Genomic DNA, 11,825 nt, shown 5'->3' on the forward strand with positions numbered 1-11,825 from the left:
CGGGCCGGGTCCCCAGGTGGTCGCCAGGTCCGGTCCGACCGGGCCCGCCAGGGGCTGCCCGTCCCGGGCGCACGAGACCAACCGGGACTCCACCTCGGACAGGTTCTCCACGGGGACCTGTCGTCCGCCGGGCCCGTCGCGCTACGGCCGGTCGCGTTCCACGGCCAGCCGGGCGCTCACCTCGCCCAGCGCCTCCTGGTACTCCGGCGTCGGGTTCATCGCCGCCGCCATCCGCAGCTGGGCCAGCGCCTCCGGCAACCGGTTCTGCCGTTGCAGGGTGCGGCCCAGGGCGAAGCGGGCGTAGTAGTCGCTCGGGTCGAGTTCCAGGACCTTGCGGAACGCCTCCTCGGCGCGCTGGAGCTGCGCCGAACCCAGGTAGGCGCGACCCGCCAGCAGCTGGACGCTCGGCTGGTCCCCGGCTGCTTCGAGCACGACCCGCAGCTCGCGCAGCGCCTCCAGCGGACGGCGTTCCGCGAGCAGCGCCTCGGCCCGGCGGAACGCCTCGAAGGTGCTGTCGGTCATGGTCCGATCAACGCTACCTGCGCGACCGGCCGTTGTTCAGCAGCCGACCGGATGACGGGAAGCTCACCACCCGGCGGACAGCCGCTCCAGCACCGGCGTGATCGACTCGGGTTGCTCCACATGGGCGTTGTGCCCGACCCCGGCCAGCACCATTCCACCCGGCTGCGCGTCCAGCAGGTCGGCCGGCGGGCACAGGGCGTCCCGCGCGCCGGCGGCCAGCAGGACCGGTGCCTTCGCGGCGGCCAGCAGCCCGGCGACGTCCGGCGCGCCCACCCCGAACGCGGCCGGGTCGAGAGCCGCGCGCCAGCCCGCCTGCGTCTGCACCACGCCGTGCGCCAACGGCACACCGGCCAGCTTCGCCGCCCACGCCCCGGCCTCCTGCGAGGTCGGGTAGAGCCGCGCGGGCTTGGCCGCCAGCGCGGCGGCCCGCGCCAGGTCGTCCGCCGACCAGCGCACCTTCACGCCCAGGCCCGCGACCGCCCGGACGTCCACCCCGAACCAGCCGCTGGCCAGCGTCAGCGCCACCACCCCGCCCAGCGAGTGCCCGAGCACCGCGACCGGGCCGGCCGGCACGACGTTCGCCACCGCCGCCGCGAACGAGCCGAACGAGTAGCGGTCCAGCGCCGACGACCGGCCGTGCCCCGGCAGGTCCACCGCCAGCCACGACCCCGGCCACCGCGCCGCCACGCCCCGCCAGACCTCGCCGGTCGCGCCCAGGCCGTGCAGGAGGACCAGGAGCGGCCCGTCGCCACCGCGCTCCACGTGAACCACGTCAGAATCCTCCCATGTCCAGTGATGCCGAGATCATCGTCGACCCGGACACGTACACCCGGGGCGTGCCGCACCACGCACTCACCCGGTTGCGGGACGTGGGCGTGGTGCGGGCGGGCGGCGCGGTGGGCGTCTTCCGGCACGCCGACGTGCGGACCGTGCTGCGCACGCCCAAGGTGTTCTCGTCCTGGCTCGGCGGCACCCAGCTGCGCGACCCGGCCACGCCGGGCGACCTCGACTACGTGCGCCGGATGGTGCTGAACACCGACCCGCCCGACCACACGCGGCTGCGCGGCCTGCTCACCAAGGCGTTCACCCCGCGTGCCGTGGCCGACCTGGAGACCAAGATCGGGCAGTGGGCGCGCGACCTCGTCACACCGCTCGCCGACGGCGAACCGGTCGACTTCGCGAAGGTCGTCGCGGACCTGCCGCTGCTCACCCTGGCCGAGGTGTTCGGCGTGCCGAGGAGCGACCGGGCGTTGATGTTCGACTGGAGCAACCGCGTCATCGGCTACCAGGACGACGACTACGCGCACAGCGCCAGCGACACCACGGGCATGAGCGAGATGGCCTTACGCGCGCTGGAACTGCGCCCTGACCCACAGCCCGACCCGCGGGCGCGCGGCGGTATGCCCGACCTCTACGCCTACGCGCACGCGTTGGGGGAGTTGAAGCGCCGCGAGCCGGGCGACGACGTGATGAGCAACCTGATGCGCCACGACGTGGCCGTGGAGGAGTTCGAAACCCTGTTCTGGCTGTTCTCGGTGGCGGGCAACGAGACCCTGCGCAACGGCATCCCCGGCGGCCTGATCGCCCTCATGCAGCACCCCGACCAGTACGAACACCTCGAACAGGACCGCACGGCCCTGCCCCGCGCGGTCGAGGAGATGCTGCGCTGGTGGACCCCGGTCATGCACTTCCGCCGCACCGCCACGACCGACGCGGAGCTGTCCGGCGTCCCGATCGCGCGCGGCGACAAGGTCGTGGTCTGGTTCACCTCGGCCAACCGCGACGAACGCGCCTTCCCCGACCCGGACCGCTTCGACGTCACCAGGCCCCGGGTCGAGCACCTGTCGTTCGGCCACGGCCCGCACTTCTGCCTGGGCGCCCACCTGGCCCGCGTCCAACTGCGCGCCCTGTTCACCGCCGTCCTCGACCTGCCCGGCAGGCTCGTCCCCGCCGGCCCGCCGGTCCGGCTGCGCTCCAACTTCCAGAACGGCGTGAAGCACCTCCCGGTCCGGCTCGCCCGGACCGGGAGGCCCCCGGGAGCCCTGTTCCGGTGACTTCGGCAACGGGGTCGAGCGCCCCCGGGGGCGGCACCAACTAGGCTCGTCACCGATACAGAGATGGTCTGACTAGGGAGCGTCACGTGGCGGTCATCGAGCAGGTCGGCGCCCGCGAGATCCTGGACTCGCGAGGCAACCCCACCGTCGAGGTAGAGGTGGCGTTGGACGACGGCACGCTGGAGCGCGCCGCCGTTCCGTCCGGCGCGTCGACGGGTGAGCACGAGGCGGTCGAACTCCGCGACGGCGACGCCAAGCGCTACCTGGGCAAGGGTGTCGAGCGGGCGGTCACCGCCGTGCTCGACGAGATCGGCCCCGAGCTGGTCGGCATCGAAGCCGTCGAGCAGCGGGTGGTCGACCAGAAGCTGGTCGACCTGGACGGCACGCCGGACAAGTCCCGCCTGGGCGCGAACGCCATCCTCGGCGTGTCGCTGGCCGTGGCGAAGGCGGCGGCGGCGTCTTCCGGCCTGGAGCTGTTCCGGTACGTCGGCGGCCCGAACGCGCACGTGCTGCCGGTGCCGATGCTGAACATCCTCAACGGTGGCGCGCACGCCGACACCGAGGTGGACATCCAGGAGTTCATGATCGCGCCGATCGGCGCGGAGTCCTTCCGCGAGGCGCTGCGCTGGGGCGCGGAGGTCTACCACTCGCTCAAGTCCGTGCTGAAGTCCAAGGGCCTGAGCACCGGCCTGGGCGACGAGGGCGGGTTCGCGCCCGCGCTGTCGAGCAACCGCGACGCGCTGGACCTGATCCTGCAGGCGATCGAGAAGGCCGGCTACCAGCCGGGCCGGCAGGTCGCGCTGGCGCTGGACGTGGCCGCCACCGAGTTCCACGGCGACGGCGCGTACACGTTCGAGAAGCAGAAGCGCAGCGCCGAGCAGATGACCGGCTACTACGCCGAGCTGGTCCGGGACTACCCGCTGGTGTCCATCGAGGACCCGCTGTCCGAGGACGACTGGGACGGCTGGGTGCAGCTGACCGCCGAGCTGGGCGAGAAGGTGCAGATCGTCGGCGACGACCTGTTCGTGACCAACCCGGAGCGGCTGGAGGAGGGCATCTCCCGCCGCGCGGCGAACGCGCTGCTGGTGAAGGTCAACCAGATCGGCACGCTGTCCGAGACGCTGGACGCGGTCGCGCTGGCCACCTCGTACGGCTACAAGTCGATGATGTCGCACCGGTCCGGCGAGACCGAGGACACCACCATCGCCGACCTGGCGGTGGCGACCGGCGCGGGCCAGATCAAGACCGGCGCGCCCGCGCGCGGCGAGCGCACCGCGAAGTACAACCAGCTCCTGCGGATCGAGGAGGCCCTGGGCGACGCGGCGCGCTTCGCGGGCGACCTGGCCTTCCCGCGGTACACGCCGGAAAGCTGATGGCGGATCGGGAACGGGGCTCCCGGCGCGGCGGCAAGGCCGCGTCGGGAGCCCGCCCGGACCGCTCCCGCTCGGCCCGGTCCACCCGGTCCGAGCCGGAGCGCGCGACCGGGTCCGGCGCGCGGGCCGCGAGCACCAGCGGCGGCGGCAAGGTCCGGTTCGGCCTGGGCGAGTCGCGCCGGGGCGCGCGGTCGGCGCGTTCGGCGCGGCTGGCCGAGCAGGCGCGGGCCACCCAGGCGGCACGGGCGGCGCGGGCCGCGCGACCCCAGTCCCGGGCGCGGTCGCGCGAGGGCACCGGCGGCGCGTTCGGCATGACGGGCACCCGGCGGGCGGCCCTGCTGGCGATGGTGGTGTGCGCGCTGGCGCTGAGCATCGCCGTGCCGCTGCGGACCTACCTGGCCCAGCGCGAGGAGCTGCGCGGCGTGACCGCCTCGCAGGAGACGCTGCGCGCCGAGGTCGGGCAGTTGGAGCAGCGCAAGAGGGAACTGGCCGATCCCGGGCACCTGGAGGCGGAGGCGCGCCGGCGGCTGCACTACGTGCGGCCCGGCGAGACGCCTTACATCGTCCAGCTCCCCGGTGACGCGCAGCGCAAACCCGAAGACGAGCGGCCGGCCACCGCGCCGGCGGCGGACAGGGCCTGGTACGAGCAGTTGTGGGATTCGGTGGCGGCGCGATGACGGTCAGCGAAGAGGACAGGGCGGTCGTCGCCGAGCAGCTGGGACGCGCCCCGCGCGGCATGCGGGAGGTGGCGGCGCGCTGCCCGAGCGGGCACCCGGCGGTCGTGCAGACCAGTCCTCGGCTGGAGGACGGCACGCCGTTCCCGACCCTGTACTACCTGACCTGCTCGCGGCTCAACTCGTACGTCAGCCGGCTGGAAGGTGCCGGTCTGATGAAGGAGATGACCGATCGACTGGCGACGGATGAACAGTTGGCACAACGCTACCGCTCGGCCCACGAGTCGTACTTGGCTGAGCGGGACGCGATCGAACCGCTGGGCACGACCGTCACCGCGGGCGGCATGCCGGACCGGGTGAAGTGCCTTCACGTCCACGTGGCGCACTCGCTGGCCGTCGGGCCGGGGGTGAACCCGTTCGGGGACGAAGCTCTGGAGCAGCTGGCGCAGTGGTGGCCCAGCGGTGACTGCGCGTCAAAGGTGAAAAACTGACCGTACGGGCAGTTCTTTGGACAGAGAAACGACGCGCGGCCGTGACACGGCTGATCGGATCAGGCAGTCTGGGTCCGGGGGCCGAAGCGGGATTCGCCGAGGAGTGGAGTTCGTGGCTGTGCCGAAGCGACGGGGACGCAAGCGGAAGGCAACACGACGGCCGACCCTGACGCCGCGCCAATGGGGGCTGGCGGCCACGGCCACCTGCGCGATGCTCGCGCCCACCCTCCTGCACTCGGCGGGCGGCCTCGACTGGGTGAACGTGTCCGGCCACTCCGGCATCGAGGCGATGCCGCCCGGCGCGGGCGACGTGCTCGGCACCATGCGGTTGCAGGAGTCCGGCGCGCTGGGCGTGAACGGCAAGCTGCCCGAGGCGGACGAGCTGAGCGCCGCGCTGCTCGCCGACGCCGACGACCCGTCCTCGTTCGGTGACGACCTCCCGTTCGACGGCGCGGACCCGGAACTCGTCGCGGGCCAGCTCGGCATCCCCGGCGTGATGCTGGACGCGTACATGAAGGCCGCCGACCGGCTGGCCACCACCAAGCCGAGCTGCAACCTGCACTGGTCGCTGCTGGCCGGCATCGGGCGGATCGAGTCCGGCCACGCGCGCGGCGGCCGGGTGGACGGCCGGGGCAACACGGTCAACCCGATCCTCGGCCCGGTGCTCAACGGCGGGCCCGGCATGGCCGCGATCCGGGACACCGACGGCGGCCGGTTCGACTACGACAAGACGTGGGACCGGGCGGTCGGCCCGATGCAGTTCATCCCCTCCACGTGGGCCGGGTACGCCGCGGACGGCAACAACGACGGCGAGGCGAACCCGAACAACGTCTACGACGCCACCGTGGGCGCGGGCAACTACCTGTGCGCGGACGGCGGCGACCTGGGCACCTCGGAGGGCCGGGCCAAGGCGGTGTTCCGCTACAACCACTCCGAGGAGTACGTGCGGACGGTCCTGTTCTGGGCCGACGCGTACGCCGACGGCGTGAGCCCGCTGCCCAGCCTGCCCGGCTCGGACGACGACTTCCTGCCGCCGGAGGACGACTGGTCGGGCGGCACGAACCCGCCGGACGACGGCACCGGCACCACCACGCCGCCGGTCCAGCCGACGAACCCGACGACGACCACCACGACGACCCCGACGTCCACGACGACGCAGACGACGATCACGTGGACGCCGCCGACGTCGAGCAAGCCGACCACGACGACCACCACCACGACGACGTCGACCACCACGACGACCACGACGACGACGTGCGACACCCCGGCACCGACCACGACGACGACCCCGACGCCGACGTCCACGTCGGTCCCGCCGACGTGCACGACGACGACCACGACCACGACGGCCTCCGCCCCGCCGGCCGACAGCGGCACGTCGGGCTCGGCGGCCGGCTACGTCCCGCACCCGACGTCGTCGATGAAGCCCGCGTAGTTCCCGGATCGTCCCGACGGCCCCGCCACCACCCGGTGCGCGGGGCCGTCGCACGTTCGGGGGTACGCGCCCGCACACCGCACCGCACGCCGCGCACCCGCACGACTAGGCCCGCCCGTCGCCTCCACCGCACGCCTTCGGCACGACCTCGCCGCACGACCGGGCGGCACGACTGGGCCGCACGACTGGGCCGCACGACTGGCCGCTCACCGCGGTGCGCGCACGCACGTGCCGCCCGCACCCCAACGAGCGCCCGCACCGCACTGCATATATGGCCCGAATGCCCCCACGCCCTCGCCACACGATCTAGCTCTTGACTCACGCCGCCTCGCGGCCACACGCTCCGGCGGCTGGGCGGCTGGGCGGCTGGGCGGCTGGGCGGCTGGGCGGCTGGGCGGCTGGGCGGCTGGGCGGCTGGGCGGCTGGGCGGCTGGGCGGCTGGGCGGCTGGGCGGCTGGGCGGCTGGGCGGCTGGGCGGCTGGGCGGCTGGGCGGGCCGAGTTCGTTGTCCGGTGGGTGTTCGGGTTGTCCGGCATCGGCGACCTGGCCGGACAGCGCCGGGTGGACCTTCGGGCGGCGCGGTGGTGGGGGCGGCGTAACTTCTGTCGCGGCGGCGTCGGGCCGTCGGTGGAACGGAGGGGTGCCATGGGCCGGGTGGCCGCTGTCGACTGCGGGACGAACTCGATCCGGCTGCTGGTGGCCGACGTGACGGTGTCCGACGACGGGTCGCGGTGGCTGCGGGACGTGCACCGCGAGATGCGGGTCGTCCGGCTCGGTGCCGGGGTCGACGCGACCGGTGTGCTGGGTGCCGAGGCGTTGGAGCGGACCCGGTCGGCGCTCGTCGACTACACGAACATCCTGCGCCGCAAGGGAACCGAGCGGGTCCGGATGGTCGCCACCTCCGCCACCCGCGACGCCCGCAACCGGGACGAGTTCTTCGACATGACCCGCGCCGTGCTCGGCGTCGAGGCCGAGGTGATCACCGGCGACGAGGAGGCCCGGCTGTCCTTCACGGGCGCTGTCGCGGACCTGGACGCCGCCGAGGGCCCGTTCCTGGTGTCCGACGTGGGCGGTGGGTCCACGGAGCTGGTCCTGGGCTCCTGGGACGGCGTGCGGGCGGACGTGGCCGCCGCGCGGTCGGTGGACATCGGCTGCGTGCGGCTGACCGAGCGCTGCCTGCGCGACGACCCGCCGACCGAGGCGCAGGTGGAGCGCGCGGTCGCGGTGGCCACCGAGGTGCTGGGCGAGGCGTTCGCCGCCGTGCCGACCGCCGAGGCCAAGACCTGGATCGGCGTGGCCGGCACGGTCACCACGCTGGTGGCGCTGGCCAAGGAGCTGCCCGCCTACGACTCCGACGAGATCCACCTGGCGCGGCTGTCGCTCGACGAGATCCGGGAGATCACCGGGCGGCTGCTCACGATGAGTCACGACGAGCGGGCCGCGCTCGGCCCGATGCACCCCGGCCGGGTGGACGTGATCAACGGCGGGGCCCTCGTGGTGCGGACCCTGGCCGAGCACCTGGCGACCCGGGGCATCACCGGGTTGGTGGCCAGTGAGCACGACATCCTCGACGGGATCGCGTTCTCGCTAGCCTGATTGCGAGTGGATCTTCCTACTTCACTGGAATGTCAACTGGCATTGTTCGTGACTGGGTTGTAACCGCGTCACCCATGTGGCGTGCACCACTGTCCGATTAGCGTCCTCTGACACGCTGCGAGAGCGGTCGACTCTGCTCGGTTACCCCCGAACAGGTGGGAGGACGCATGTCACGTGCACGTATAGTTCCGGTGGCTGTCGCGGTGGCACTGATCGCGACCGGCTGCGGGACCCCGGAGACGCCGGCCGGAGGGTCCAACACCGACGCCGGGATCAGCATCTTCAACACCGAGCCCGAGAACCCGCTGGTGCCCGGCAACACCACCGAGGTCGGCGGCAGCCGCGTGCTCGACGCGCTGTTCACCGGGCTGGTGGAGTACCGCAACGAGGACGCCCAGCCGGTCAACGCGATGGCGGAGAAGATCGAGACCAAGGACTCGAAGCTGTTCACCGTGAAGATCAAGTCGGGGTGGAAGTTCCACGACGGCACCGCGGTGACCTCCAAGAGCTTCGTGGACGCGTGGAACTGGACCGCCTACGGTCCCAACGCCACGCAGGGCGCGAGCTTCTTCTCCCAGATCGAGGGCTACCAGGACGTCAACCCGAAGGACCCGGACGGTCCGGACGGCCCGGAGAAGCCCCCCGCGCCCAAGGCGGAGAAGCTGTCCGGCCTGAAGGTCGTGGACGACACCACGTTCACCATCACGCTGTCCGAGCCGTTCGCGGTGTTCCCGGTGACCATCGGCTACGAGGTGTTCGCGCCGCTGCCGGAGGCGTTCTTCAAGGACCAGAAGGCGTTCGAGGCCAACCCGATCGGCAACGGCCCGTTCAAGTACGTCTCGCGCACGGTCGGCACCGAGATCAAGCTGACCCGCAACGACGACTACCAGGGCGACGACAAGCCGAAGTTCAAGGACCTCACGCTGAAGGTCTACCAGAGCCGCGAGTCGGCCTACGCCGACCTGGTGGCGAACAACCTGGACTTCATGGAGGAACTGCCGCCCAACGCCCTGGCGGGCCAGAAGTACGAGTCGGACCTGGGGGACCGGGTCGTCACGCGGGAGACCTTGAACAACCAGACGATCGCGTTCCCCTTCTACACCAAGCCCTACGACAACGCGGCGCTGCGGCGCGCGATCTCCATGTCGATCAACCGCGAGGAGATCACCCAGCGGATCTTCGAGGGCACCCGCAAGCCGGCCGACGGCTGGGTGCACCCGCTGATGAAGGGCTACAAGCCCGGCCAGTGCGGCGAGTACTGCAAGTACAACCCGCAGAAGGCCAAGGAGGAGTTCGCGAAGTCGGGCTACACCGGGGAGATCGTCCTGCTGTCCAACACCGACGGCGGGCACCAGGAGTGGGCCGAGGCGGTCGCGAACGGCATCAAGAGCACCCTGGGGGTGGAGGCGCGGTTCGCGCCGACGACCAGCTTCGGCGAGTTCCGGCAGAAGGTGAACGCGCACGAGATGACCGGCATGTACCGGTCGGGCTGGATCGCGGACTACCCGTCGATCGAGAACTGGCTGACGCCGCTGTTCCGCACCGGCGCCTCGTCCAACGACGGGCTCTACTCGAACCCGAAGTTCGACGCGAAGCTCGCCGAGGCGGACAAGGCGCCCAGCGAGGACGAGGCCATCCGGCTGTACCTGGAGGCGGAGAAGATGCTCGCCGAGGACATGCCGTCGATCCCGCTGTGGACGCAGAAGACCATCGCCGGCAAGTCGAACCGGCTCAAGGTGGCCAACCTGCACCCGTTCCGCAAGTTGGACCTCGACTCGGTGGAAGTCGCCTAGCACTCCGGTTTCCAGGGCCGGCCCGCTGGACCGCGGGCCGGCTCTCCGCCGCTGAAAGAGCGTGACATGGGTTTTTATGTGCTGCGCAGACTCCTCCAGATGGTCCCGGTGTTCATCGGGACCACGTTCCTGATCTACGCGTTGGTGTGGGCGGTGCCCGGCGACCCGTTCGAGGGCAAGTGCGGCGAACGGGACTGCCCGGCGGCCTACGTCTCGGCGATGCGGGCGAAGTTCAACCTCGACGACCCGCTGTGGCTCCAGTACCTCAAGTACCTGGGGAACCTGGTGCGCGGCGACTTCGGCCAGACCTCGGCGGGCCTGGAGGTGGGCGCGCGGATCGCCGCCACCTTCCCGGTGACGCTGCGGCTGGCGCTGGTGGCGCTGCTGATCGAAGCGGTCATCGGGATCACCGCCGGGGTGGTGAGCGGGCTGCGCAACCGGGGTTTCCTGGACAGCCTGGTGCTGGTGTCGACGCTGTTCCTGATCTCCATCCCGGTGTTCGTCACCGGGTACGTGGTGCAGCTGGTGTTCGGCCTCCAACTCGGCCTGATCTCGCCGACCGTGACGTCCCCGACGTGGGGCAACCTGATCGTGCCGGGCTTCGTCCTGGCGTCGCTGTCGATGGCTTACGTGGCAAGGCTCTCCCGCGCCAGCATCGCGGAGAACCGGCGCGCGGACTACGTGCGCACGGCGTTGGCCAAGGGGTTGCCGCAGAAGCGGGTGGTGGGTGTGCACATGCTGCGCAACTCGCTGATCCCGGTGATCACCTTCCTGGGCACGGACCTCGGTGCGTTCCTGGGCGGCGCGATCGTGACCGAGGGCATCTTCAACGTGCCCGGCGTGGGCGGGCTGGTGTTCCGCTCGATCCTGACCAAGGACGGCGCGATGGTGACCGGCGTGGTCACCGTCCTGGTGCTGGTCTACCTGCTGATGACGCTGCTGGTGGACCTGCTCTACGCCGTGCTCGACCCGAGGATCCGCTATGACTGAGCAAATCACGGTGCTGGCGCTGGACAAACCGCGCGGGCTGTTCGGGGACGCGTGGCACGCGCTGCGCTCCCGGGTGGTGTTCTGGGTGTCGGTGTCGATCATCCTGCTCGTGGTGCTGATGGCGTTGTTCCCGGGGCTGTTCACCTCGGGCGACCCGGCGGCGGCGGTGCTGTCGCGCAGCCGGCAGACGCCGTCCGCCGACGCGTGGTTCGGCTACGACAACCAGGGCTACGACATCTACACGCGGGTCATCTACGGCGCGCGCGCGTCCATTGTGGTCGGTGTGCTGGCCACGGTGGGTGTGGTGCTGGTGGGTTCCGCGGTCGGCATCCTGGCCGGGTTCTACGGCAAGTGGCTGGACGCGGTGGTGTCGCGGATCGCGGACATCTTCGTCGGGGTGCCGTTCGTGCTGGGCGCGATCGTGATCCTGACGACGTTGAACGCGGGCGGCGACGCCGGTCCGGTGCGGATCGTGGCGCAGGTGGTGCTGTCGATCGCGGTGCTGTCGTGGCCGGTGTCGATGCGGATCATGCGGTCCACGGCGATCGCGGCCAAGCAGCAGGACTACGTGAAGGCCGCGCGGGCGCTGGGGGCCTCGCCGCGCCGGATCATCACCAAGCACATGCTGCCCAACTGCGTCGCGCCGGTGCTGGTGTACTCGACGATCGCGCTCGGCGCGTTCATCGGGGCCGAGGCGACCTTGTCGTACCTGGGCATCGGCTTGCGGCAGCCGGTGGTGTCGTGGGGCGTGATGATCAACAGCGCCAAGGACTACCTGCGGGTCGCACCGCACGCCCTGCTGTTCCCGGCGGGTTTCCTGACCGCCACCGTGCTCGCGTTCGTGATGCTGGGTGACGCGGTGCGCGAAGCCCTCGACCCGAAACTGCGGTAGGAGGAC

General features: G+C 71.6%; 11 protein-coding genes. 9 read left to right on the forward strand and 2 right to left on the reverse strand.

All coding sequences use genetic code 11. From position 1 onward, the window contains the following. Positions 1-141: 141 nt before the first annotated feature. Both AC0HI0_RS39160 and AC0HI0_RS39165 read right to left on the reverse strand, forming a co-directional pair. The gene (locus tag AC0HI0_RS39160; RefSeq protein ID WP_480928512.1) at positions 142-522 is read right to left on the reverse strand and encodes a tetratricopeptide repeat protein; all 381 of its coding nucleotides are present in this window, start codon (positions 520-522) and stop codon (positions 142-144) included. A 63-nt stretch (positions 523-585) separates the two neighbouring features. Continuing rightward, positions 586-1,293, reverse strand: a complete 708-nt coding sequence (locus tag AC0HI0_RS39165) for an alpha/beta fold hydrolase (RefSeq protein ID WP_480928513.1) — start codon at positions 1,291-1,293, stop codon at positions 586-588. A gap of 14 nt (positions 1,294-1,307) precedes the next feature. Between AC0HI0_RS39165 and AC0HI0_RS39170 the strand changes: the two genes are divergently transcribed. The 9 genes from AC0HI0_RS39170 to AC0HI0_RS39210 all read left to right on the forward strand — a co-directional run bounded on the left by AC0HI0_RS39170 (position 1,308) and on the right by AC0HI0_RS39210 (position 11,819). Beyond that, the gene (locus AC0HI0_RS39170; RefSeq protein ID WP_480928514.1) at positions 1,308-2,576 is read left to right on the forward strand and encodes a cytochrome P450; all 1,269 of its coding nucleotides are present in this window, start codon (positions 1,308-1,310) and stop codon (positions 2,574-2,576) included. A gap of 86 nt (positions 2,577-2,662) precedes the next feature. Further along, positions 2,663-3,949 (forward strand): phosphopyruvate hydratase, encoded by a 1,287-nt coding sequence (gene eno / locus AC0HI0_RS39175; RefSeq protein WP_480928515.1) that lies wholly within the window; start codon positions 2,663-2,665, stop codon positions 3,947-3,949. Beyond that, on the forward strand, positions 3,949-4,626 hold the full coding sequence (locus AC0HI0_RS39180; RefSeq protein ID WP_480928516.1) for an FtsB family cell division protein: 678 nt from the start codon (positions 3,949-3,951) through the stop codon (positions 4,624-4,626). Before eno ends, AC0HI0_RS39180 begins: the two co-directional genes overlap by 1 nt. Then, a complete protein-coding gene (locus tag AC0HI0_RS39185; RefSeq protein ID WP_480928517.1) occupies positions 4,623-5,114 on the forward strand; it encodes a DUF501 domain-containing protein in 492 nt (163 codons plus the stop codon). The genes AC0HI0_RS39180 and AC0HI0_RS39185 overlap by 4 nt, the downstream gene beginning before the upstream one ends. A 112-nt stretch (positions 5,115-5,226) precedes the next feature. After that, the gene (locus tag AC0HI0_RS39190) at positions 5,227-6,549 is read left to right on the forward strand and encodes a lytic transglycosylase domain-containing protein (protein ID WP_480928518.1); all 1,323 of its coding nucleotides are present in this window, start codon (positions 5,227-5,229) and stop codon (positions 6,547-6,549) included. A gap of 644 nt (positions 6,550-7,193) precedes the next feature. Continuing rightward, positions 7,194-8,144 (forward strand): Ppx/GppA phosphatase family protein, encoded by a 951-nt coding sequence (locus AC0HI0_RS39195; protein WP_480928519.1) that lies wholly within the window; start codon positions 7,194-7,196, stop codon positions 8,142-8,144. 167 nt (positions 8,145-8,311) lie between these two features. Beyond that, positions 8,312-9,937 carry a peptide ABC transporter substrate-binding protein gene (locus AC0HI0_RS39200; protein ID WP_480928520.1) on the forward strand — a complete coding sequence of 542 codons (1,626 nt, stop codon included), beginning with the start codon at positions 8,312-8,314 and terminating at the stop codon, positions 9,935-9,937. Positions 9,938-10,003: 66 nt separating this feature from the next. Then, complete coding sequence (locus tag AC0HI0_RS39205; RefSeq protein WP_480928521.1) at positions 10,004-10,927, forward strand: ABC transporter permease; 924 nt, start codon at positions 10,004-10,006, stop codon at positions 10,925-10,927. Further along, complete coding sequence (locus tag AC0HI0_RS39210) at positions 10,920-11,819, forward strand: ABC transporter permease (RefSeq protein WP_480928522.1); 900 nt, start codon at positions 10,920-10,922, stop codon at positions 11,817-11,819. The genes AC0HI0_RS39205 and AC0HI0_RS39210 overlap by 8 nt, the downstream gene beginning before the upstream one ends. The last annotated feature ends 6 nt before the right edge of the window (positions 11,820-11,825 follow it).

It is taken from the genome of Saccharothrix sp. NBAS 001, assembly GCF_056640475.1.

Excerpts from the sequence above, each read along its gene's own strand:
- AC0HI0_RS39160 (WP_480928512.1), bottom strand. The coding sequence starts at position 522 with ATGACCGACAGCACCTTCGAGGCGTTCCGCCGGGCCGAGGCGCTGCTC.
- AC0HI0_RS39170 (WP_480928514.1), top strand. The coding sequence starts at position 1,308 with ATGTCCAGTGATGCCGAGATCATCGTCGACCCGGACACGTACACCCGG.
- AC0HI0_RS39180 (WP_480928516.1), top strand. The coding sequence starts at position 3,949 with ATGGCGGATCGGGAACGGGGCTCCCGGCGCGGCGGCAAGGCCGCGTCG.
- AC0HI0_RS39185 (WP_480928517.1), top strand. The coding sequence starts at position 4,623 with ATGACGGTCAGCGAAGAGGACAGGGCGGTCGTCGCCGAGCAGCTGGGA.
- AC0HI0_RS39195 (WP_480928519.1), top strand. The coding sequence starts at position 7,194 with ATGGGCCGGGTGGCCGCTGTCGACTGCGGGACGAACTCGATCCGGCTG.
- AC0HI0_RS39200 (WP_480928520.1), top strand. The coding sequence starts at position 8,312 with ATGTCACGTGCACGTATAGTTCCGGTGGCTGTCGCGGTGGCACTGATC.
- AC0HI0_RS39205 (WP_480928521.1), top strand. The coding sequence starts at position 10,004 with ATGGGTTTTTATGTGCTGCGCAGACTCCTCCAGATGGTCCCGGTGTTC.
- AC0HI0_RS39210 (WP_480928522.1), top strand. The coding sequence starts at position 10,920 with ATGACTGAGCAAATCACGGTGCTGGCGCTGGACAAACCGCGCGGGCTG.